This window comes from Solwaraspora sp. WMMD792 (genome assembly GCF_029626105.1).
Taxonomy (GTDB): Bacteria; Actinomycetota; Actinomycetes; order Mycobacteriales; family Micromonosporaceae; genus Micromonospora_E.
The window spans coordinates 4,562,229-4,584,183 of the sequence record NZ_JARUBH010000009.1 but is presented as its reverse complement, the minus strand read 5'-3'; the positions used below and the strand labels follow the sequence as shown (position 1 = coordinate 4,584,183).

The following is a 21,955-nucleotide window of genomic DNA, read 5'->3' as shown; positions in this document are numbered from 1 at the left end:
CATGCGTACGCCAGCAGCCCTGCTCGCCGGACTCCTCGCCGCCGCCGTCGTGTTGACGGGCCCGGTCACCGGACCGGTGACGGTCGGATCGCCGAGCTACCCGCCGGTCGCGGCGCAGTCACTCACCTGGGGCGTCGCCCCGTCCAGCCCTGACGGGCCGAACGGCCGACCAGCGTTCGAGTACAAACTGGACCCCGGCGCCACCCTCACCGACTACGTGGCGATCACGAACCACTCCGACCAGCCGATCACCCTCGACGTGTACGCCAGCGACGCGTTCACCACCGACCAGGGCGGCTTCGACCTGCTGCCGGCGACCGGGGAACCGGTCGACGTCGGGTCCTGGGTCACGTTCGAGTCCCGCACCTTCACCGTGCCGTCGACGTCGCGGCTGGACGTGCCGTTCACCATCGCCGTGCCGGACAACGCCACCCCCGGCGACCACCCCGGCGGCATCGTCGCCTCGCTCGCCGCCACCGGCACCGACGCCGAGGGCAACCAGGTGGCGGTCGACCATCGGGTCGGCTCCCGGATCTACCTGCGGGTCACCGGCGAACTCCAGCCCGGTCTGGACGTCGTGGACCTGTCGACGACGTACGACGGCACCTGGAACCCGGTCGGCGGTGGCACCGTCACGACGAGTTTCACCGTCCGCAACACCGGCAACGTCCGACTCACCGGGCGCCCCGAGCTGACTGTCGCCGGACCGTTCGGGCTGGCCGGGCGCAGCGTCACCGGCGATCCGCTGCCGGAGATCCTGCCCGGCGACAGTTTCCGGACCACGATCCGGGTCGACGGCGTACCGCCGATGTTCCGGCTGGGCGCGCGGCTCACCGTCGCACCGGTCGCTGTCACCGACGAGGTGCTCGACCCTGCCCCGGCGACCGTGACGCGGGAGAGCGGCCTCTGGGCCGTCCCGTGGCCGCAGCTGGTGATCCTCCTGGTGATCGGGCTGGCCGGCTGGCTGATTACTGCGCGCCGCCGCCGCGCCCGGCGCCGGCAGGCCGCACAACTCGAACAGGCCGTCGCCGCCGCGCGCGAACAGGGCCGCGCCGAGGCCGTACGGGACCGCGCGGTCACCGATGTCACCGACGACAAGACGACCCAGGGGACCTCATGATGACGACGATCCACCGCCCCACCGGTGCGGCGACCCGTCGCCGGTACGCCGCCGTGCTGGCGGTCGGTGCACTGGCCGCGGCCCTGATCGCGCCGGCCCCGGTGACCGCCGCACCCGCGACCGCCGCGTCGCCGACGCCGGCCTCGTCGCCGAAGTCTGCGTCGGTGAGCGCCGCCGGGGCCGACCTGGTGGCGGTCGCGATCGACGGCGAGACGCTCTCGGTGGTCACCCGGGCGGCGGGTACGGAGTTGGCGACTGGTCGAGGAACTCCCGGCGTCGGCCGGCAGCCGGCGACGGTGGTCTTCGGACCGGCGGGCGGCGTGGCGGTGCGGACCCCGGACCATCCGGCGTTCCGGTTCCTCGGCACGGCCGGTCGGCCGATGTGGGCACTGACCGGTGGCGACACCGATTTTCCGTACCTGGACACGAGGGCGGTGCCCCGCGGGGCGGTCCGCGGCGACACCATCGAGCTGTCGCTGCGTCAGGTCGACGGCCCGGGTGGATTCGCCGCCTACACCCTCGGTGGGCTCGGCGAGCCGACGCCGTTGTTCGGCACCCTCGACGCGATGCCGCGTACCGCTCGGCTGCCGGCAGCGACCAGGACCGGCGGTCTGGTCTGGCTCTTCGACGCTGCGGGCGAGTACCGGCTGACGCTGTCGGCGGCCGCGACGCTGGCCAACGGCACCGAGGTGACGGCCGACGCCGACTATCGGGTGCTGGTGCCGCGGCTCGACGAGGCGCGGCCCGACCCCGCAGACTCCCGGCCGGTGCCGGCCCCGGCTCCCGCTCCGGCGGCGGACCTGGCGAGGGCGTCCGGTGCCGCCCCGGGCGACGGTGTACCGCTCGGTGCCGATTCGCCGTCGGCCGGCACCCCCGCGCGGGCGCTGGCGGCGGGTGCCGCACCGGCGGCGACCAGCGCCGCGTCGCCGCTCGCGGCAGCGGTTCAGCAGGACGGGTCACGGGTGGTGATCGACGACGGTCATGTCGACATGGGTCCGGATCTCACCGGTGCGGACTGGACGATCCGCCTCAAGGACGACACCGTCTCGCCCCCGGTGTGGCGCGAGCTCGCCGACGTGGTGCTGCACGTCAAGGACAACGCGAAGATCACCGTTCCGGACGACGCCGACTTCCTCGGTGCGCCCGGGGACGAGGTGTGGCTGTTGCCGCAGGGGCAGCGTTCCGGGATCGTCTGGCCGGGCTGGAACACGCAGCATCCGTCGGTCGTGGCCGGGGTTCGTGGCCCGGTCACCTGGACTTTCAAGGGTGTCGACGGCCCCGGTCGGTTCGCGCTGTTCCTGACCGGGTCGTTCGGTGAATCCGAGGTGCTGTTCGATTCGTCGGCCCGGCTGCCGCAGCAGCTCGACATCCCGATCAACACGCACGCCCACGGCAACTGGGCGTTCAGCGAGCCCGGGATCTACCGGCTGGCCTTCGAGATGTCGGCCACCACGTCGTCGGGATCGACGGTCACCGACTCCCGCTCGCTCACCGTGGCGATCGGTGACGCGACGGACCCGGACACGGGCTTCGGGCCCGGCGGCGACGACAACCCGGGTGGTGGCGGCTCCGGTGACGGGAGACTGCCGCAGACCGGATCGTCGTGGCACCTGCCGGCCACCGGAGCCATCCTGGTGATCGCTGGCGCGCTGGTGTTGTTCGCGACGCGTCGGCGACGCGTCGCTCAGTGCTCGTCGTAGTGGTCGCCGTGTGCGGCGTGTCGGTGCCCGGCGTGGACGAAGTCCTGGTGGTCGCCATGGGACACCATCTCGTGGCCACAGTCGGGACCATGCCTGTGGTCAGCATGTGACTCGGCTGTCACGTGCTGGTCCGTGCCGCACTCGTCCCAGTGCCCGGCGTGCTCGTGGTGGACATGCCCGTCGTGCAGGTAGTCCGTGTGCCCGTCGTGGGTCACCGCAGCGTGCCCGCAGGTCGCGGAGTGGCTGTGGGGGTGTTCGGTGTGCACCGGGTGAGACATGGATACTCCCTAATTTTATGTTTACATTGCGATACGAGCATACGTCATCCGGGCTCGACGTGCGGGGCGTGTTCCGACGTGCCTGGCACGTTCCGGGTCCGGGAGTGCGATGGCTCTGGTAAAATGACAACCATTATCGTCGACCGCCAGGAAGGCCGGTTCCCGCCGATGAAGCCTGATATCCACCCTAAGTACGATTATGTGGTTTTCCGGGATCGAAGTGCGGACTTTGCGTTCTTGACCCGATCGACCGCGACCAGCCAGAAGACGATCGAGTGGACCGACGGCCAGACGTACCCGGTGGTCGACGTGGAGATCTCCTCGGCCAGCCACCCGTTCTGGACGGGTCGGCAGCGGCTGCTGGACAGTGCCGGTCGAGTGGAGAAGTTCCGTGCCAAGTACGCCCGGAAGAAGCGCCCGGAGGGCGACGACGCCGCCGCCGGCTAGCGTGCGCAGCCGCCCCCGCGCTTCCCGGTGCGTCGTGGCCGGGTTAGCCGAGCCGGTCGCCGGGTAGCCGGCAGGTGCTGGTAGTCGCGACCGTAGCGGCAGTGGCCGGCGAGGAGGCGTGATGGCTGGCATCGGTGCCCGCGTCTGGGCGGTGGCCGGGGGGCGCATCCCGCCGGTCAGCAACGGCGACGAGCCGGAGTTCACCAGCTTCGACCAGCTCTGCCTGCTCAACGCCGGCCACGTCGACGCCGAGGTCGAGCTGACCGTGTACTACGACGATCAGGAGCCGGCGGGGCCGTACCGCTGGGTGGTGTGGGCGCGCCGGATCCGGCACGCCCGGCTCAACGACCTCATCGACCCGGAGCCGATCCGGCTGGGCCGACCGTTCGGCTGCGTACTGACCTCGTCGGAGCCGGTGGTGGTGCAGTTCCAGCGACAGGACACCCGGCTGCCGGGGGTGGTGGCGTTGACCGACGCGACCCCGTACGCCGGGTGAGGGTCGGCCCACCCGGACCTGCCCGCACCCGGCGCGTCGGCACCCGGTCCACCGCCCTGGCGTGCCCGGTTCTACTTGCCCAGGAAGGCGAGCAGTGCGGTGTTGACCTCCGCCCCGTGGGTCCAGAGCAGGCCGTGCGGGGCTCCATCGATCTCGACGTACTCGGCCTTTGGCAACCGCTTGTGGAACTCACGGGCGGTGGCGTCGATCGGCAGGATCCGGTCGGCGGTGCCATGCAGGATCAGTGCCGGCACGTCGATCCGGTCGATGTCGGCCCGGAAGTCGGTCAGCCAGGTCGGCACGACCGCGCTGGAGGCGAACCACCCGGCGCCGGCCGCGACGTTCCAACTGTTGCGCAGTGCCTCCTCGGAGAGTCGGCCGCCGAGCGTCTCGTCGGTGTTGTAGAAGTCGCGGTAGAAGTCGCTGAAGTAGGCGTACCGGTCGGCGGTGACGGCGGCGAGGATGCCGTCGAAGACCTCCTGCGGCACGCCGGTCGGGTTGTCGTCGGTGGCCAGCAGGAACGGCTCCAGCGAGGCCAGGAACGCGGCCTTGGCGACCCGGGCTGAGCCGTACCGGCTCAGGTAGCGGCCCACCTCGCCGGTGCCCATGCTGAATCCGACCAGCACGACGTCGGTGAGGTCCAGGGTTTCCAGCAGGGTGTTCAGGTCGGCGGCGAAGGTGTCGTAGTCGTATCCGACGGTGGGCTGGCTGGACTGCCCGAAGCCACGCCGGTCGTAGGTGATGACCCGGTAGCCGGCGGCGAGCAGCGCCGCGCTCTGCTTCTCCCAGGAGTGCCCGTCCAGCGGGTAGCCGTGGATGAGCACCACCGGCTGCCCCTGGCCGTGGTCCTCGTAGTAGAGGTCGATGTTGGTGCTGTTCTCCTGGCCGACGGTGATGTACGGCATGACGACCTCCGGTCGCTCGGTGCGAGAACGGTCGTTCTCACTCGCTGTGTAATACAGTAGAGAACGACCGTTCTCTCCGCCAGCCGGAAGTCGACGATCCGCCGGTGACCCTCGTCACCGGCGACAGCCGTCAGCCGGGTGGCGGCCCGACCTGAAGGAGGAGACATGCCGGCGTTGACCGACGACGAGGTGCGGCGCAGGGTGCTCGACGCCGCCGATCAGCTCTTCTACGCCCGGGGCGTGCAGGCCGTCGGCATGGACGCGCTGCGCGCCGAGGCGGGAGTCCCGCTCAAACGGCTCTACCAGGTCTTCGGGTCGAAGGAGGCTGTGGTCGAGCAGGTGCTGACCCGCCGGCAGCGAATGTGGAACGACCTGGTGGACGCTGCCCTGGCCAGCGGCGGCACGCCACGCGACAAGCTGCTCGCCATCTACGACGGGCTTGCGCAGTGGGCCACGGACGACGACTTCCGTGGCTGCCTGTTCATCAACACCTTCGGCGAACTGGGCGGGACCACGCCACGCGTCGCCGAGTTCGTCCGAGCGCAGAAGGCCGAGTTCCAGCAGCGGGTGGCGGCACTGGTCGCCGAAGCCGGCGGATCCGCGACCCTGGCCGCCCAACTCGCGATTCTCGCCGAGGGCGTACAGACCACCACCGCGATCGCCGGCGACAACGCCGCCGCCGCTCACGCGCGCTCCGCCGCCGAGGTTCTCATCGGTAGCGCCCTCACGTCGACCACCGACCACTGGGCCGACCCGACCATCGGCGGCTGAACTTCGTCAGCCGCCGGCGGCGCCCGGTCAGCCGTACGGGTGCAGGAACTGGTGCGGGCGCAGCGCCTTCGCGGTGATCCGCACGTCACCGATCCAGCCGTAGAAGCCCTGCCCGTACTGCAGGTCGAACGAGGTCGCGCCGATCACGAACGGCAGGCCGAGGGTGGCGATGCCGGTCGAGGTCTGGGTGGGGTTGCGGGCGATCTTCGACCCGTCGACGTAGACGACGGTCTGCTCGGAGTCGTTGACCACGGCCAGGTGCATCCACCGGCCGGGCGGCAGGGCGTGGCTCCACGACGTCGGGTCGGCGTCCTGCACGTCGGCGTAGACGACGTACTGCAGGAAGCGCTCGGGGGAGATGTTCAGGCTGCAGGTGCACTCCAACGGCGACCAGCCGGTGGTCTTGCCGGCGTCGCCGCTGCGCCCCTCCCAGCTCAGGATGCCCATCCAGGCGTGGTCGCCCTGGTACGGGTCGGGCAGCTTGACGAACGCCTCGATGGTGTAGCCGTCGCGGAACTTCAAGCTGTTTATCGGCGCGTCCGGCCCGGCCCGCAGGATGGCACCCCGGTCCGGGCCCTTGCCGCCGTCGAAGCGCAGGCTGGCGTGCGCCGGCTGGCCGCTGTGGTGTTCGTCGGAGAAGGTCAACGTCTCGGCGTTGCCGGCACCGATCCGGCCCACGGTCAGGTCGTTGCCGTTGCCGCTAAGGTCGCGGACCACGGTGCCGTCGAGCACCGGGTTGCCAGCGACCGGGCTGCCGGTGCCGGCGCCGAAGCCGGCCGAGTCGAAGCGCCAGTAGCCGACGGTGGTGTGGCGCAGCACCGCGACCGGCGGCCGGGCCGCGGGCGGCGGCACCGGCGCGAACCCGTCGAACCGGGCCGCGAAGTCGAGCTCGACGCTGAACCGGTCGACCGGGCCGGTCAGCTCGACCGTCTCGGCCTGCAGCGGCGTGCGCTTGGCCGGATCCCGGGTGAGGAACCAGGGGGCGAAGGTCTCCACGTCGATGACGTTACGGACCAGATCGAAGTGGTAGAGCCGGATCATGCCGGCCCCGCCGTAGTAGCGGTCCTGGTAGTTGGCGATGTGCACATGCACGTCGTGGCCGGCCGCGTTGGTGAGGGTGGTCCGCCCCGGCGGCCAGTAGTGGCCGTTGAGGGTGAGGAAGATCTGGTCGTTGTCGCGGATCAGCCGGTCCCACAGCCGCTGCCCGTGGCCGGACAGCTGAGCCGCGCCGGCGTCGTCGGCCCAGGCCAGGTCGTGGGTGGTGAGGATCACCGGCAGCGTACGGTGGGCGTCGATGACGCCCTGCGCCCAGGCGAGGCCGTTGTCGGAGGCCCGCCAGTCGAGCGCGATGATCAGCCAGTCCCGGCCACCGGCGCGCAGCACGTGGTAGCTGTTGTAGCCGTCCGGCGAGGCACCGCCGAAGGTCGGTGTGTCGGTGAACCGGTGTGGTCCGAAGGCGCGCAGGTAGACACTGTCGCCGCGCTGGTCGTCGCCGCCACGGATGTCGTGGTTGCCGGCCAGCACGCTGTACGGCAGCCGGCCGTCGATGGTGCGGAAGGCGTCGCTGGCGAGGTCGATCTCGTGTTCGCTGCCGTGCTCGGTGATGTCACCGAGGTGGGTCATGAACGCGATGTTCGCGTCCCGCCGCTCCTGGTTGAGGTAGCGGAAGGTGGCTTTCAGCGGTTCCGGGTCGGAGCTGTCGGCGTCGAACAGGTACTGCGTGTCGGGCAGCACGGCGAGCGCGAATCTCGGGCTCGCCGGGTCGAACGGCCCGCCGGCGGCGGCCACGGCGGGGGTGGCGGCGGGAGCGCCGATCACCGTGGCGGCGGCGCCGGCGGCGGGCGCGGCGAGCGCCGCCTGCAGCAGGGAACGTCGTTGCAGACGGCCGGGCGCTGTACCGTGCGGCGGGTTCTCGGAGTGTTCCGGCTGGTGGGTACGCAGGGGATCGTCAGTCACCCGAGCAACGTCGCGCCCGGTGGTGAGCGCCGGGCGTCAGCTGGCTGAACGACGGTCTGCGACCAACGGAAGATCAACTCGGTGGGGCAGGTGGCCGGTCCACCCGGGCGGCGGTGCCGGGTGCCGGTGCCGCGCCGATGCCGGCGAGCGTGTTGTCCACCACGGCGGCGACGTGCTCCGCCGCCCGGGTACGCCACTGCCGCTCCGGCAGTCGCCGGTGTTCCAGGAAGAACAGCGACAGCGTCGAGGTGACCAGGTGCGCCGCGACGGTGGTCGAGGCATCCGGGCGTACCGAACCGGCCCGCACCGCCCGGTCGAGCCACCCGGCCAGACCGGCCCGCATGTCGCCGACCACGTCCCAGAACACACTCGACAGGTCGCTGTCGAGTTGGCTCTCCCCAGCTAGTACGGCGATCAGGTCGGCGTGTTCGCGCAGGTGGGCGAGGAGCGCCCGGCAGTAGGCGGCCAGCGCGGACCGGGGGTCGTCCGGGTCGAGCGGGTCGAGGACGCCGCTGATCGCGAGCCGGTAGCCGCCGTACTCGGAGACCACGTCCTTGAGCAGGTCGAGTTTGGTGGGGAAGTAGTGGAACAGCAGGCCCTCGGCGACGCCGGCTTCCTTGGCGAGCTGCTTGGTGGTGGTGGCCGCGAAGCCCTGCCGGGCGAAGACGCGTACCGCGACCTCACGCAGCTGCCGTCGCCGTTGCTCGGCGGCCTGTTGCCGACTGGTTGCCATGGTCCTCCACATCCTCGACCACACTCGTTGAGTAAAAACTCAATGAGTGTATGCTCAATGAAGCGCCCCGGGGCCCGGTAACCGCAGCCAGAGGAGGCTCTATCGTGCACCCGTCCCTGCCCACCCGACCGACCGTGCGCGCCTTCACCAAGCCCGACTGTGTCTTCTGCGCCCGCGCCAAGCGGACGCTCACCGGCGAAGGCATCGACTTCCAGTCGTACGACGTCACCACTGACGCCCGCACCGCGAACGCCAGCGCCTACTTCTCCGGCGCGTACACCGTCCCGCAGATCTTCCTCGGCGACTACCACGTCGGCAGCGCCGACGACCTGGACCGGCTGGCCGCGACCGGCCGGCTGGCCGCCCTGACCGGCGCGCCGCCACGCGGCGACCTCGACCTGGACGCGCACACCGACGACGAACTGGCCCACGGGGCGGCCGACCTCGCACTGTCCACCGTCATCCCCACCAGCGACGGCACCCACGATCCCGACCCGCAGACCTGGCCGATCCTGCACATGTACCGGAGGTTCTTCGGCTTCTGGCCCAACACCTTCGCCTACCTGCACCGCTGGCCGGCAGCGTACAAGCTGTTCGTCTACTGCCAGAACGCGGCGGCCGTGCAGACCGGCGGGCAGCGGCTCGGTCGGGCGGTGATGTCCGAGGTCGCCTACGCGACGTCCCGCGCGCACGGCTGCTCGTACTGCATGACCCACGCCGTCGCCGTGCCCGGCGCGACCGGCCCGGCGGACCCGGACAGCGCGACCGGCCCGACGGACCCGGACAGCGCGGTCGGGCCGCACGAAGCCGCCCTGACCGACCTGGCGGCCCGCGCCACCCGCAACGCCGTCACCCCGCAGGCGTTGGCGAAGGTCCGGGACACCGTCGACCAGGCCCGCCACGGCGACGGGGACGCCCAGGCCAGGATGGACGCGCTCACCATGGTGGTGGCGTCGTTCGGCTTCCTCAACGTGTTCAACGACCTGGTCGGCCTGGAGATCGAAGGCGACTGGGCGGCGACGGCCAGTGCCCGGGGCGTGGCCGCCGGCCGGCACGCGGTCGGCGACACCAACCCGCGCAACCTCGACCACGAGCTGCCGTCCGGCGGGCCGACCCTGCCGCAGCTGATGGCCGGCTACGACGAACTCGTCGGCGACCCGGAAACCTACGCCGAACGCGAGCTGGGTTTCGTCCCGGCCTGGGTGCGGGCCTGGCCGGCCGCGCAGCGCCGCCGGCACTGTCACCTGTACGTCGAACTGATGCGTGACCGGCCGCACTCCCGGATCCCCGCCGACCTCAAGCACCTGATGGCCCGGGTGTCGGCCGTCGCCCGGGACCACGGCTACCTGGCCGCTGCCGAGGGCTACCTCGCCTTCACCGCCGCACCGGACCGGCCGGACGCGGTGACCCGGATCGACCGCTGCGTGGCCGCCGCCACCGGCCGTGCCGACGACGGCGGCGTCTTCGACGACCGGGAACGCGCGGCGCTGCGGCTGGCCTGGCTCTCCGCCCAGGTGCCGCTGGTGACCCCCCGGCGGCAGGTGCAGCCGGCCATCGACCACTTCGACGCCGACGAGCTGGTCGAGCTCGCCGTGGTCTGCGCGGTCGCGTCGATGCTCCAGCGGTTCGCCGCGCTGACCGGCCCGGCCGTCGAACCGCAGGTACGCGAGTTCCTCGCCCGGCACAATCTGTCGGCCGATTCACTGGTGCTGCGCTACCCGCTGCCGGACGGCCCGGTGTCGGACGGCGCGGTGTCGGCCGGCGGGCGGTAGCCACTCACCGCGACACCGCCAGTTCGCCGAACCACCGGCCGGCGTCGCGGAACACCTCCCGGACGGTCAGCCCACCGGCGGCCGCAGCGGCCCGTACCGCGTCGGTGTCCAGCCGTGCCCACCGGAACGCCGGCCCCAGCAGGGGCCGGCCCCCGGCGGCGGTGCTGACCACGTGCGCGTACCCGCGCCACAGCCCGACCCCGGGCGGATCCAGCTCCACCAGCAGGGTGCCCAGCGGATGCAGCAACGACCGGCACCGGCGCAGCAGCGCCACCGGGTCGCCGCCGATGCCGATGTTGCCGTCCAGCAGTACGGCGTGCCGCCACCGGCCTTCGGCGGGCAGCCGGTCGAACAGGTCACGGTGGATCGCCACCCCGCCCCGGGCCCGGGTCAGCGCCACCGCTCGGGCCGACACGTCCACCCCGACGGCGGTCACCCCGGCCCGGGTCAGCGCCACCGTGACCCGGCCCGGCCCGCAGCCCAGGTCCAGGGTCGGGCCGCAGCACCGGGCCACCACCGCATCGGTCGTCGGCTCCACCGGCCCATGCCAGCGCTCCACCGGCAGCCGCCAGCGGACCCCGTCACCCTGCACCAGCCAGTGTCCGCCGGACGCCGGAGCCAGCAGCGCGGCGGCGAAACCGTGGTCCGCCGCGTACCGGCCGGGCACGCTGGCGGTCACCGTCGCGCCCCGACGGCCGGCACCGGTATCCGGGCCAGAGCCGGCACGCCCACCGCCGCCACCTGACCGGCGAACCGGCTGCCGGGGACCGCGTCGGCCACCGCCAGCGCGTCGCGCCACTCGTCGACGTCGCGCAGCACCGGCAGCGGCGCGACCCGCAGCCCTCGCGCGCGCAGCGCCGACCAGGTGTCGCGACCGGTGTGCGAGGTCGACATCGGCACCCGCCGCAGCACCTCGGCATGCCGGGGATCGGTCAGACCCAGCGCCCACCAGCCGCCGTCGGCCGCCCAACCGAGCACCGCGCCGGTGCCGGCCCGCACCCCACCCGCCTGGGTCGGCGCCCCACCGGCACCGGTCAGCGTCTCGACGGCAGCGGCCAGTGCCGCGCCGGTCAGCTGCGGAGTGTCCATCCCGATCTGCAGCACCGGCCGACCCGGGTACGCCGCCGCCACGTCGGCGTGCGCGTTGGCCAGCCGGTCGGCGAACCCGTCCCCGCGCTGCGGCAGTACCCGCCAGCCGGCAGTCGCCACGACCAGCTCCTCAGCGGCACCCGGGTACGCGTCGGCGTCGGTCAGCCGGCCGGCCAGCGCCAGCACCGGCGTCACGGCACCGGCCGCGCCGGTCGCACGGACCGCGTCCATCGTGTCCAGCAGCGCGGCGGTGGCGATCCGGGCGGCCTGCGCGGGAGTGGCCGGCGGGCAGAGCCGGGTCTTCACCAGCCCGGCCACCGGTGTCTTCGCCATCACCAGCAGGACGGTCACCGGGCACCGTCCACGGTGCGCAACACCCGACCGAAGTCGCGGGTCGCCCGCAGCGTGCCGCGTACCGAGCCGGACACCTTCGACCGGGTGCCGGCCGCCCGGGGTGCGTACGTCACGTCCAGCTCGACGATGCGCCACCCGGCACCGGCGGCCCGGATCATCAGCTCCAACGGGTAGCCGAAGGCCCGGTCGGTGACCCCGAGCGAGAGCAGCGCCTCGCGGCGGGCCACCCGGATCGGGCTGAGGTCCCGCAGCGGTACGCCGCGCTGCCGTAGCAGCGCCGCGACCAGCGCCGTACCGGCCCGGGCATGCCAGGGCCAGACCCGCGCCGACACCGGTCGGCGGCGTCCCACGGTCAGCTCGGCGTGCCCGTCGGCGACCGGACGCACCAGCGCCGGCAGCTCCGTCGGATCGAACGACCCGTCCGCGTCGAGCACGCAGACCAGCTCGGTCTCGGCGGCCAGCAGGCCGGTGTGCACGGCGGCCCCGTACCCGCGCCGGGGCTCGTGCACCACCCGGGCGCCGTGCGCGGCGGCCACCTGCGGGGACCCGTCCCGGGACCCGTTGTCCACCACCACCGCCCGGTAGCCGGGCGGCAGCGCGGCGAGTACGCCCGGCAGGGCGGCTGCCTCGTCGAGGCAGGGCAGCACCACGTCGATCGGTGTCGGCATACCGCCGACGCTAGGACGAACCGCCCCTGACCGGGTGGCGTTCCGCGCTTACGGAAGTCTTACGGGCGGCAATTCTTACCGGAGGGTTACGGTCCGGCCGTTGCCCGGTCCGGGTGCCGGCGCAGGCCGTACCGTCCGTTGGTCATGACACCAGAATCCGCCACCCGGCGGTCCGGTCGCGCCGACCTGATCGTGCTCGGGGTCGAGCTGGCGCTGATCGCCGCCGCCGTCGTCATCGGTGTGGTGCTCAACCGGCGTGGAGTCGGACTCTACGCCGAGACCGCGCCGCTGTACGCGTTCTGGCGTCCGCACGTCGGCTGGGGCACGCCGCTCGCCGTCGCGGTCGCCGTCGTGGTCGTCGGTTGGGGGATGCGGTGGGCGCGCACCGCCAGCTGGGGCCGACTGCTCGGTGTCGGCTACCTCGCCGCGGTGGTCTGGATTCTGTCGCTGGCCCTGATCGACGGCTGGACCGCCGGAGTCACCGAACGCCTCACCAACCAGGCCGAGTACCTGCACGAGGTGCACCGGATCACCAGCATCCCGGCGATGCTGGCCGGGTTCAGTGACCGGATCATCGACTTCCAGCCCGGCTCCTGGTCCACGCACACCGCCGGCCACCCGCCGGGGGCGCTGCTGGTCTTCGTCTGGCTGGACCGGATCGGCCTCGGCGGTGGCACCGCGGCCGGCCTGGCCTGCATCCTGATCGGCGCGACGCTGGTGGTCAGCGTGCCGGCGGCGCTGCGCCGGCTCGGTGCCGAGGACGCCGCCCGCACCGTACTGCCGTTCCTGGTGCTGCTGCCCGGCGCGGTGTGGATCGGCTCGTCCGGCGACGGGGTGTTCACCGGAGTGGTCGCCGCCGGGCTGGCCCTGCTGGCCGCCCGCCACCCGGCGGCGCTGCTCACCGGCGGCCTGCTGCTCGGCTTCGCGCTCTACCTGTCGTACGGGTTCGTGCTGGTCGGGCCGTTGGCGTTGGCGGTGCTGGTGATGCGGCCGGGCCGGTTCCTGCCGGCGTTGCTGATCGCCGGCACCGGGGTGGTGGCCGTCGTGGTCGCCTTCACCGCCGCCGGTTTCTGGTGGTGGGAGGGCTATCAGCTGGTTGTCGAGCGGTACTACCAGGGCTGGGCGGCCGAGCGCCCGTATAGCTACTGGGTGTGGGCCAACCTGGCGGCGATGCTGCTCTCCGCCGGCCTGGTCGTCGGGCCGGCACTGCGACGCACGGTCGACGCGGCCCGGCAGACGGTACGCCGGGCCACCCCGGCCGCCCCGACCGGGGCGGCCGGCGAGCCGCGCTGGCGGCGACTGCGCACCGGGTTGCGGGCCGCCGCACGGCCGACGGTCGTGCTGCCGCTGACGGCGGCGGCCGCGATCCTCGCCGCCGACCTGTCCGGGCTGAGCAAGGCCGAGGTGGAGCGGATCTGGCTGCCGTTCGTGGTGTGGCTGCTGGTCGCCACCGCCCACCTACCGGCCGGCACACGCCGCTGGTGGCTGGCCGGGCAGGCGGCGACCGCGCTGGCCGTCAACCACCTGCTGCTGACCTTCTCCTGACCTTCTCCTGACCGGGTTCAGGCCGGCACCGGCAGCGCGGCCGGCTCCCGCAGCGGGTCAGTGGCGAAGGCGGCCACTCCGTCGGCGAAACCGACCCGGGCGGTGAAGCCGAGCAGTTGCGCCGCCCGGCCCGGGTCGGCCACCACGTGCCGTACGTCCGCCGGGCGGGCACCGCCGACGATCACCGGCTCCGGCCCGCCCATCGCCGCGGCCAACTGCCGGGCCAGCTCACCGACCGTGTGCGGTTCACCCGAGCAGACGTTCACCGGCACCATGCCGGCCGGCTGGTCGGCGACCATGGCCAGCAGGTTCGCCCAGGCCACGTCGGTGACGTGCACGAAGTCCCGCTGCTGCCGGCCGTCCTCGAGCACCTGCGGCGCCCGTCCGCCGGCCAACGCCGACCGGAACAGCGACGCCACTCCCGCGTACGGGGTGTCGCGCGGCATCCGGGGGCCGTACACGTTGTGGTAGCGCAGCGCCCAGCCACCGCCGCCGGTCTGCCGCGCCCACGCCGCCGCCAGATGCTCCTGGGCGAGCTTGCTCGCCGCGTAGGTGCTGCGCGGCTCAAGCGGCGCGTCCTCCGGCACCCGTGTCCAGCGGAGTTCACCGGCGCACCGCGGGCAGCGGGGGTCGTACCGGCCGGCGGCCAGGTCGTCAGGGCGGCGTGGTGCCGGCCGGACGACGCCGTGTCCGGCACAGGTGTAGCGGCCTTCGCCGTACACCACCATCGAGCTGGCCAGCACCAGCCGGGTCACGCCGGCCCGGTGCATCGCGGCCAGCAGCACCGCAGTGCCGTAGTCGTTGTGGCCGGCGTAGGCCGGCGCGTCCGACGGGTCGAGGCCGTGGCCGACCATCGCCGCCTGGTGACAGACCACGTCGACGCCGGGCAGCAGCCGGTCCAGCAGGTCGCCGTCGCGGACGTCGCCGCGTACCAGGTCGTGCCGGCGGACCCAGTCGGGTGGCTCGTCGCCGTGCGCCTGCGGCAGCAGCGCGTCCAGCGCGACCACCTCGTGTCCCTCGTCGACCAGCAGGTCGGCGATGTGCGATCCGATGAACCCGGCCGCGCCGGTGAGCAGTATCCGCATCCGCTCACGGTAGGGCCGGCCGGCGGGTCGCCGGTCCGGTTCCGGCCAGCCGTCAGAATTCCGTAATCGTCGAACCGGGGCCTGACCGGGTCGTCGCGAACTAGCGTCCCGGTACATGGCCGCCACCACCGATCCGGCACCGGACCCCGGCTCCGGCCCCGCCGGCCCCGCCTCTGCCGGTCCCACCTCTGCCGGCCCCGCCTCTGCCGGGCCGTTCGACGTTGCCCACCGCTGGCGCAGCCCGCTGCGCGGCCCCTGGCTGACCTCGGTCCTCGGCCTCGTCCTGCTGATCGGCCTGCCGGTGGTGATGATCACCGGGCTGCTCGACTACATCGCCTACGGGCCGCAGTTCGGGCAGGCGTTCCCGCGCGACGTCGGCTGGCTGCGGCTGCCGTACTTCGACTGGCCGACCCGCCCGTCCTGGCTGTTCCGGGTCAGCCAGGGCCTGCATGTGGCGTTGGGGATCGCGTTGATCCCGGTGATCCTGGCCAAACTGTGGTCGGTGATCCCGAAACTGTTCGCCTGGCCGCCGGTGCGGTCGGTGGCGCAGGCGCTGGAGCGGGTCTCGCTGCTGCTGCTGGTCGGCGGGATCCTGTTCCAGACCGTCACCGGTGTGCTGAACGTGCAGTACGCGTACCTGTTCGGGTTCGACTTCTACACCGCGCACTACTTCGGGGCGTGGGTGTTCACCGCCGCGCTCGTCGTCCACGTCGTAGTCAAACTGCCCCGGATGGTCACCGCGCTGCGGTCCCGGTCGCTGCGTGCCGAACTGCGCACCTCGCGGGCCGACACCCGGCCCGAGCCGCCCGACCCGGACGGCCTGGTCGCCCCGCGCCCCGCGCCCGCCACGATCAGCCGCCGGGGTGCGCTCGCCCTGGTCGGCGGCGGGTCGCTGCTGTTGGCGGTGCTGACCGTCGGGCAGAGCCTGGACGGTCCGTGGCGGCGGCTCGCTCTGCTGCTGCCCCGTGGTCGGCCGGCCGGTGACGGGCCGAACGGCTTCCCGGTCAACCGGACCGCCGCCGCGGCCGGGATCGGGCCGGCCGACACCGGCGACGGCTGGCGCCTGGAGCTGCGCGGCGACGACGACCGGGTGGTGAGCCTGAGTCGGGAACAGCTGCTCGGCCTGCCGTCGCACACCGCGCGGCTGCCGATCGCCTGCGTGGAGGGCTGGTCGACCCTGCAGACCTGGACCGGGGTACGGCTACGCGACCTGGCCGCTGAGGCCGGGGTGCCCGAGCCGGCGTCGGCCCGGGTCACCTCGATCCAGCGCGGCGGCCTGTTCAACAAGGCGACCCTGCAGGCCAACCAGGTGCTGGACCCGGACTCGCTGCTGGCGTTGCGGGTCAACGGGGTCGACCTCTCGCTCGACCACGGATTCCCGGCCCGGATCATCGTGCCGGCCCTGCCCGGCGTGCACTGCACCAAATGGGTGGCGACCATCGAGTTCAGCGGGGACGGTGACGGCGATGGGTGACCGGAGCACGCAGACGGTGGCCGCCCGGTTCCGGGCCGGCTACGGGGCGCCGCTGTGGCACCTGCTGGTGCTGGTGGGTTGTTTCGCGGTCACCGGCTGGGTGGTGCTGAGGTTGGCCGACGAGACGACCGCCGTACGGATGCTGATCTGGTTCGTGGCCGCGGTGATCGTGCACGACCTGGTCATGTGGCCGGTCTACGCGGCCGCCGACCGGGCGCTGCTCACCGCGACCCGGTCCACCACCGCGACCCAGGCGGCCACCGGGAACGGTAGCCGCCCGGCGCGGCTGTCCGTGGTGAACCATGTCCGGGTGCCGGCGCTCGGGTCGGCGCTGCTGTTCGTCGTCTACCTGCCGGGCATTCTGCAGCTCGGCGGCGGCACGTTCACCGCCGCGACCGGCCTGACCCAGCAGCCGTACCTGACTCGCTGGCTGCTGGCCAGCGCGGCGATGTTCGCCGTCAGCGGGCTGTGGCTCGCCGTCCGCCTGTACCGCGTCCGGTCGCGGGACCGCCGATGATCCACAGCGTCGGGTCGAAGTACCCCGACCGGGATCAGCCGAGGCCGTGCTCGGCCGGGCTGGTGTTGAGGAGCCAGGCGAGCGGCATGGTTGCCTGTACGGCGTAGTGGTCGCCGTCCAGCCGGTGCACGGTCACGGTCTGAGCCGTGTCCTGGTCGACCACCCAGTACTGGGGGATGCCAGCTGCCGCGTACTCATTGCGTTTGGTCACCGTGTCGGTGCCTTCGGAGCCCGGTGAGACGATCTCGGCGACGAGGAGTACGTCGGCGACCGGCAGCCAGACCGCATCGGCCTGAGGTTTGCTCCAGACGACAAGGTCGGGGATGCGCCCGCCGATGCCGGCGCGGCCGGGGATGCGTAGTCCCACCGCCTGTGCGATCTGATCGGTGGGGACACCGGCTGCGGCGAGCCACACCATCAGCCGGGTCGCGATGATCGCGTGGGCGTACCCCGGGGGTGGCATGATCGAGAGGACTCCGTCGGGGCTGATCTCGTACCGGTGGTGTTCGTCGGCAGCCATCATCGCGGTGAGGTCGTCGAGACTTACGATCGGGGGCATGTGCCTGCCGACAGCCTCTGAACTCATGCTCGCATCCTAACGGGCTGCCTCGCGGTGGACATGTGAACACCAGGCGGGACCGGCGCCGCGCCGAGCGGTACGGCGGCCCGCCGGTCCGCCGTACCGCCATGGGTCAGGCCTTGGCCTGCATGCTGGACCGGGCGGGATTGGCCTGCTTGGCCGCCTTCGGGTCCTTCTCATCCTGCTTGGCCCGCACTCCGGCGGCCACCCGGTCGCCGATGTTCTTGTCGACGTTGCGCCAGTACTCGAAGGCGCGTTGCAGCACCGGCTCGCTCACCCCGTTGAGCAGATGGCCGACGATGTTGTCGACCAGGCGGTCGCGAGCCGCGTCGTCGAGCACCTGGCGGACCATGGTGCCGGCCTGACCCCAGTCGTCGTCCTCGGCGTGCGACGAGTACGCCGCCCGGACCATCTCGCCGTCGGCGTACCAGGTGCCGCCGTCGTCGGTGAGATTCGGCTGCGCCTGCGGTCCGCCGTACGAGTTCGGCGCGTACACCGGGTCGGTGACGTTGCGCACGCGCATCGCGCCGTCCTTGGAGTAGCTGTGTGTCGGCACCTTCGGCGAGTTGACCGGGATCTGCCGGTAGTTGACGCCGAGCCGGGCGCGGTGTGCGTCGGCGTAGCTGAACCCGCGGGCCAGCAGCATCTTGTCCGGGGACAACCCGGTGCCGGGCACCACGTTGTTCGGCTCGAACGCGGCCTGCTCCATCTCGGTGTGGTAGTCGGTGACGTTGCGGTTCAGGGTCAGCCGGCCGACCTCGTGCAGCGGGTAGTCGCCGTGCGGCCACACCTTGGTCAGATCGAACGGGTTGAACCGGTACGTCCTGGCCTGCTCGAACGGCATCACCTGCACGTACAGCGTCCAGGACGGGAACTGCCCGGCGGCGATGTGCTCGAACAGGTCCCGCTGGTGGTAGTCGGTGTCGGCCGACGCCATCTGGTCCGCCTCGTCCTGGGTGAAGAACTCGATGCCCTGGTCGGTCTTGAAGTGGTACTTGACCCAGAACTTCTCGCCCCGCTCGTTGATCCACATGTACGTGTGGCTGCCGTACCCGTTCATGTGTCGCCAGGTACGCGGAATGCCCCGGTCGCCCATCAGCCAGGTGACCTGGTGCGCGGATTCCGGCGACAGGGTCCAGAAGTCCCACTGCATGTCGTGGTCGCGCAGGTTGTTGTCGGCCCGGCGCTTCTGCGACCGGATGAAGTGCTGGAACTTCATCGGGTCCTTGATGAAGAAGATCGGCGTGTTGTTGCCGACGATGTCCAGGTTGCCGTCGCTGGTGTACAGCTTGACGGCGAAGCCGCGTGGGTCACGCCAGGTGTCCGGGCTGCCCCGCTCCCCGGCGACGGTGGAGAACCGGACGATCGCCTCGGTCTCGGTGCCGGGCTGGAAGACCGCCGCCCGGGTGTACGCGCTGACGTCGCTGGTGACCTGGAACACGCCGAACGCACCGCCGCCCTTGGCGTGCGGCTGCCGCTCCGGGATCCGCTCCCGGTTGAAGTTCGCCATCTGCTCGATCAGGTAGTGGTCCTGCAGGAGCAGCGGGCCGTTCGGGCCGACGGTGAGCGAGTGTTCGTCGCTGGCGACCGGCACCCCGGCGTCGGTGGTGGTCGGTGGGCGTTGTCGCTGGTCGGTCACGAGTTCTCCTCGGGTCGGCGGCAAGTCCGTGCGCTGCTGGCACCTATTACCCAGCCAACGAAGATCTCAGCCCTGCGTGCGTGGCCGCCGGGTCCGACACCGGATTCCAGATCAGGCGACGCGGGTGGCGGTGCCGGCCGGTGCGGCCGGCACCCGGTCGGGGTGCAGTACGGCGGCGATGGTTTCGACCCCGTCGATCAGCCGGGGTCCGGGCCGGACGACGAGGGAGTCCCCGTCGAGCGCCCACACCGGTACGCCCGGGATCCGGTCCGCGACCACCCGGGCCTGCTGGGCGGCCCCGTCGAGATGGAAACCACACGGTGCCACCAGCACCACGTCCGGGTCGGCGGCGGCGAAGGCGTCCCAGGTGGTCTGCGTCGAGCGGGCACCGGGACGGGCGGCGACCGGGTTGCCGCCGGCCGCCGATACCAGGTCGGGCACCCAGTGGCCGGCGGTGAACGGCGGGTCGACCCACTCCACCACCGCCACCCGGGGTGCGTCGGCACCGGCGACCGCGGCGGCCACCGCCGCGAGCCGGCGGCGCAGCCCGGCGACCAGCACGCCGGCCCGATCCGGTACGCCGGTCCGGTCGCCCACCGCGACGATGGTGTCGAGCACCTCGTCGAGGGTGTACGGGTCGAGCGACAGCACGTCGGCGCGGCAGCCGAGGTAGTCGAGGGCGTCGGATACCTGGCCGGACGGCAGCGCGCACACCCGGCACAGGTCCTGGGTGAGGATCAGATCCGGTGCCAGGTCGGCCAGCGCATCGGCGTGCAGCGTGTACAGGTCGTCCCCGGCAGCCATCCGGCCCTTGACGTAGCTGTCGATCTCCGCCGGGGTCATGCCCCGGGTGTCCCGGCCACCGACGACGACGGCTTTGTCCCGGCGGGCGGTCGGCGGCTCGTCGCACTCGAAGGTCACCCCGACGAGATCGTGGTCCAGCCCGAGCGCGTAGACGATCTCCGTCGCCGACGGTAGTAACGACACCAGGCGCATCAGATCATTGTCCGCCGGCTTGAGCTCCCAGAGCCACTGCGCCGGGGATCGACCCAGCCTGGGAATCCGACGTCGGGTACGTCAGACACCGGTGTGCCGGACCGCGGGGGAGCGGTCCGGCACACCGGTGGGGGGAGGGAAGGTCAGATCATCCAGCGGTTGCGCTGCACGAAGGGCAGCTTCGCCCAGAGCCGGCCGAGACCCCAGGTGTGGCCGGCGTACGCGGCGGCGAGGACGACCAGGACGACCGCGTAGACGATGTGGTAGTCGACCAGCGGGTTTGTCGCGTGGGCGGGTTCGCCGCTGGCGGTGACGCGGTCGAGCGGGAACTCGGCGAGCCACATGAACACCATCATGAGGGCGCCGGAAGCGGCGGCGACGCGCAGCCCGATGCCGGCGATCAGGGCGATGCCGATGGCACCGAGACCGGTCATGAACAGGGTGTCGGCCCACCAGGTGCCGGCGATCGAGTGGAAGAACGACTGCAGCGGGCCGACCTCGACCGAGGAGAGGAAGCCCTTGGTCGGCGAGCCGCCGTTGACCCAGGCCCGCTCGGCCGGGGTGGCGAAGCCGAAGCCGAAGGTCTTGTCGAGGAACGCCCAGAGGAAGACGAACCCGGTGGAGATCCGCAGCACGGCCAGGGCCCGGGCGGCGGTGGTGGTCAGCATCGCGCCGGGGAGTTCGGCGCGCTCGAGGGGCCGTTCGATCGACCGGTGGCTGGTGTGCTGGGTGGTGGTCATCGTCGCCTCCGCGACTCGTATCTCGCTGTGACGAGATCAGCTTCCCGCGTTGGCGGTTCCCGGCGCCTGAGGCGGAACACCCGTGGTGGCCGGGACCTTGGTCCCGACCACCACGGGACGTCCGTCGGCGCCGTCGGCGCTCCGTTCGGCGTGGTCAGAGTCCGGCTGCAGCGTCGTACCGGCGGCGCAGATCGGCCATCTCCGGTTCGGCCAGGGCCTCCTTCATCGCCAGCTCCGCGTACTTCGGCGGGAACATCTGTCGCAGCCGGTCAACGAACATGATCTCGGCGGTGGCCTCGACCACCTGGATGCCCGGAGGCTCGGTGGACAGGTCCATGATCACCGGACCGGCGAGCTTCGGAGCGACGTCCCAGGGGCGGTCGGGTCCGGCGACCCCGCACAGGTGGAAACCGTAGACGGTGTGCACGTCGGCGAGCTTGTCGACGTCGGCCGGCTCGTGGCCGTAGACGTGGACCCCGCAGATCACCGTCGGTGCCGGCTCGTCCCCGTTGGCCGCCTGCACGATGTGTCCGGCGTGGTTGTGCTGCTCCGGGTCCGCCTGTTCGAGCGTGGCGCGCATCCGGGTCATGATCTGCCCGCGCAGATCCGCCGGTGCCAGTTCCGGGCCGGCCGAGTTGACCAACACCACCACGCTGGCCGACGTCGCCAGCAGGATCACCCCCACCCAGACGAAGCGGTTCCGGTACCACCTCGCGAATCTCTCCCGGGAAACCATGACCACTTCTCACCTCGTCGCCGAATCCGTTGCGCTGACAGACCACCGTGGATGATGCCGTCGGGCGGTGCGGGTGCGGGCGTCTGCCAGGGGGCGCTGCCGACACCGCGATGCTCCCGGCTGGCCGTTCTCAGTGCGGTTGCCCCCGCGCTGCGGCGATGTGAGTCATTTCAGCACGGCCGGACCCAATTCAGCAACATCGATGAATCTCGGGAGGTAGGGGATACCCAAGAGGTGCGTGGTGTTCGAGGAGTATCCACGTGATACTCCGTGCACAAGGGGCGGCGAACCGGGTGTGGACCGGGTTCTGGGGTTGGAGGTCGTCCAAGGCAGGATCACCGAAGGAGGCTCATC

22 protein-coding genes are annotated in these 21,955 nt (G+C 72.1%); 9 read left to right on the top strand and 13 right to left on the bottom strand.

The genetic code is table 11. From position 1 onward, the window contains the following. Nucleotide 1 precedes the first annotated feature (1 nt). Together O7629_RS21345 and O7629_RS21340 are read left to right on the top strand one after the other, a co-directional pair. Entirely contained in the window at nucleotides 2-1,120 is a 1,119-nt protein-coding gene (locus O7629_RS21345) for a DUF916 domain-containing protein (RefSeq protein ID WP_278171278.1), read from the top strand. Continuing rightward, complete coding sequence (locus O7629_RS21340) at nucleotides 1,120-2,820, top strand: TIGR03773 family transporter-associated surface protein (RefSeq protein WP_278171277.1); 1,701 nt, start codon at nucleotides 1,120-1,122, stop codon at nucleotides 2,818-2,820. The genes O7629_RS21345 and O7629_RS21340 overlap by 1 nt, the downstream gene beginning before the upstream one ends. On the opposite strand, the gene O7629_RS21335 is transcribed toward O7629_RS21340, so the two are convergent. Beyond that, the gene (locus O7629_RS21335) at nucleotides 2,805-3,098 is read right to left on the bottom strand and encodes a hypothetical protein (protein ID WP_278171276.1); all 294 of its coding nucleotides are present in this window, start codon (nucleotides 3,096-3,098) and stop codon (nucleotides 2,805-2,807) included. The two genes, O7629_RS21340 and O7629_RS21335, sit on opposite strands and share 16 nt — an antisense overlap. Nucleotides 3,099-3,266: 168 nt before the next feature. Between O7629_RS21335 and O7629_RS21330 the strand changes: the two genes are divergently transcribed. Continuing rightward, nucleotides 3,267-3,545: a type B 50S ribosomal protein L31 gene (locus tag O7629_RS21330; protein WP_278174613.1), complete on the top strand. Its 279-nt coding sequence runs from the start codon at nucleotides 3,267-3,269 to the stop codon at nucleotides 3,543-3,545. Nucleotides 3,546-3,666: 121 nt separating this feature from the next. Next, on the top strand, nucleotides 3,667-4,041 hold the full coding sequence (locus O7629_RS21325) for a sensory rhodopsin transducer (RefSeq protein ID WP_278171275.1): 375 nt from the start codon (nucleotides 3,667-3,669) through the stop codon (nucleotides 4,039-4,041). Nucleotides 4,042-4,112: 71 nt separating this feature from the next. On the opposite strand, the gene O7629_RS21320 is transcribed toward O7629_RS21325, so the two are convergent. Then, a complete protein-coding gene (locus tag O7629_RS21320) occupies nucleotides 4,113-4,946 on the bottom strand; it encodes an alpha/beta hydrolase (protein WP_278171274.1) in 834 nt (277 codons plus the stop codon). A 165-nt stretch (nucleotides 4,947-5,111) separates the two neighbouring features. Here O7629_RS21320 and O7629_RS21315 point away from each other — a divergent pair, with 165 nt between their 5' ends. Then, nucleotides 5,112-5,717, top strand: coding sequence for a TetR/AcrR family transcriptional regulator (locus O7629_RS21315; RefSeq protein ID WP_278171273.1), 606 nt, complete (start codon nucleotides 5,112-5,114; stop codon nucleotides 5,715-5,717). A gap of 27 nt (nucleotides 5,718-5,744) precedes the next feature. Here the strand turns inward: O7629_RS21315 and O7629_RS21310 are convergent, their stop codons facing one another. Both O7629_RS21310 and O7629_RS21305 read right to left on the bottom strand, forming a co-directional pair. After that, a complete protein-coding gene (locus tag O7629_RS21310) occupies nucleotides 5,745-7,673 on the bottom strand; it encodes a LamG-like jellyroll fold domain-containing protein (RefSeq protein ID WP_278171272.1) in 1,929 nt (642 codons plus the stop codon). A 73-nt stretch (nucleotides 7,674-7,746) separates the two neighbouring features. Continuing rightward, nucleotides 7,747-8,406: a TetR/AcrR family transcriptional regulator gene (locus tag O7629_RS21305; protein ID WP_278171271.1), complete on the bottom strand. Its 660-nt coding sequence runs from the start codon at nucleotides 8,404-8,406 to the stop codon at nucleotides 7,747-7,749. A 104-nt stretch (nucleotides 8,407-8,510) separates the two neighbouring features. Between O7629_RS21305 and O7629_RS21300 the strand changes: the two genes are divergently transcribed. Continuing rightward, the gene (locus O7629_RS21300; RefSeq protein ID WP_278171270.1) at nucleotides 8,511-10,178 is read left to right on the top strand and encodes a glutaredoxin domain-containing protein; all 1,668 of its coding nucleotides are present in this window, start codon (nucleotides 8,511-8,513) and stop codon (nucleotides 10,176-10,178) included. A gap of 4 nt (nucleotides 10,179-10,182) precedes the next feature. On the opposite strand, the gene O7629_RS21295 is transcribed toward O7629_RS21300, so the two are convergent. From O7629_RS21295 to O7629_RS21285, 3 genes are read right to left on the bottom strand one after another with little or no spacing between them, the layout of a single operon-like run. Continuing rightward, complete coding sequence (locus O7629_RS21295; RefSeq protein WP_278171269.1) at nucleotides 10,183-10,857, bottom strand: class I SAM-dependent methyltransferase; 675 nt, start codon at nucleotides 10,855-10,857, stop codon at nucleotides 10,183-10,185. Next, nucleotides 10,854-11,618: a DUF2064 domain-containing protein gene (locus tag O7629_RS21290; protein ID WP_278171267.1), complete on the bottom strand. Its 765-nt coding sequence runs from the start codon at nucleotides 11,616-11,618 to the stop codon at nucleotides 10,854-10,856. The genes O7629_RS21295 and O7629_RS21290 overlap by 4 nt, the downstream gene beginning before the upstream one ends. Continuing rightward, nucleotides 11,615-12,289 (bottom strand): glycosyltransferase family 2 protein, encoded by a 675-nt coding sequence (locus tag O7629_RS21285; RefSeq protein ID WP_278171266.1) that lies wholly within the window; start codon nucleotides 12,287-12,289, stop codon nucleotides 11,615-11,617. The genes O7629_RS21290 and O7629_RS21285 overlap by 4 nt, the downstream gene beginning before the upstream one ends. Before the next feature lie 144 nt (nucleotides 12,290-12,433). On the opposite strand from O7629_RS21285, the gene O7629_RS21280 reads away from it, so the two are divergent. Then, entirely contained in the window at nucleotides 12,434-13,834 is a 1,401-nt protein-coding gene (locus O7629_RS21280) for a hypothetical protein (RefSeq protein WP_278171265.1), read from the top strand. 17 nt (nucleotides 13,835-13,851) lie between these two features. Here the strand turns inward: O7629_RS21280 and O7629_RS21275 are convergent, their stop codons facing one another. Next, entirely contained in the window at nucleotides 13,852-14,919 is a 1,068-nt protein-coding gene (locus O7629_RS21275; protein ID WP_278171264.1) for an NAD-dependent epimerase/dehydratase family protein, read from the bottom strand. A gap of 115 nt (nucleotides 14,920-15,034) precedes the next feature. Between O7629_RS21275 and O7629_RS21270 the strand changes: the two genes are divergently transcribed. Together O7629_RS21270 and O7629_RS21265 are read left to right on the top strand one after the other, a co-directional pair. Continuing rightward, on the top strand, nucleotides 15,035-16,393 hold the full coding sequence (locus O7629_RS21270; RefSeq protein ID WP_278171263.1) for a molybdopterin-dependent oxidoreductase: 1,359 nt from the start codon (nucleotides 15,035-15,037) through the stop codon (nucleotides 16,391-16,393). Beyond that, nucleotides 16,386-16,910: a hypothetical protein gene (locus O7629_RS21265; protein WP_278171262.1), complete on the top strand. Its 525-nt coding sequence runs from the start codon at nucleotides 16,386-16,388 to the stop codon at nucleotides 16,908-16,910. Before O7629_RS21270 ends, O7629_RS21265 begins: the two co-directional genes overlap by 8 nt. Nucleotides 16,911-16,944: 34 nt before the next feature. Here O7629_RS21265 and O7629_RS21260 read toward each other — a convergent pair whose 3' ends face one another. The 5 genes from O7629_RS21260 to O7629_RS21240 all read right to left on the bottom strand — a co-directional run bounded on the left by O7629_RS21260 (nucleotide 16,945) and on the right by O7629_RS21240 (nucleotide 21,601). Then, nucleotides 16,945-17,496 (bottom strand): Uma2 family endonuclease, encoded by a 552-nt coding sequence (locus tag O7629_RS21260; RefSeq protein ID WP_278171261.1) that lies wholly within the window; start codon nucleotides 17,494-17,496, stop codon nucleotides 16,945-16,947. A gap of 106 nt (nucleotides 17,497-17,602) precedes the next feature. Then, a complete protein-coding gene (locus O7629_RS21255) occupies nucleotides 17,603-19,129 on the bottom strand; it encodes a catalase (protein WP_278171260.1) in 1,527 nt (508 codons plus the stop codon). 111 nt (nucleotides 19,130-19,240) lie between these two features. Beyond that, complete coding sequence (locus O7629_RS21250) at nucleotides 19,241-20,125, bottom strand: ABC transporter substrate-binding protein (protein ID WP_278171259.1); 885 nt, start codon at nucleotides 20,123-20,125, stop codon at nucleotides 19,241-19,243. A 143-nt stretch (nucleotides 20,126-20,268) separates the two neighbouring features. Next, complete coding sequence (locus tag O7629_RS21245) at nucleotides 20,269-20,793, bottom strand: DoxX family membrane protein (RefSeq protein ID WP_278174612.1); 525 nt, start codon at nucleotides 20,791-20,793, stop codon at nucleotides 20,269-20,271. A gap of 226 nt (nucleotides 20,794-21,019) precedes the next feature. Next, nucleotides 21,020-21,601 carry a hypothetical protein gene (locus O7629_RS21240; RefSeq protein WP_278171258.1) on the bottom strand — a complete coding sequence of 194 codons (582 nt, stop codon included), beginning with the start codon at nucleotides 21,599-21,601 and terminating at the stop codon, nucleotides 21,020-21,022. Between the last annotated feature and the right edge of the window lie 354 nt (nucleotides 21,602-21,955).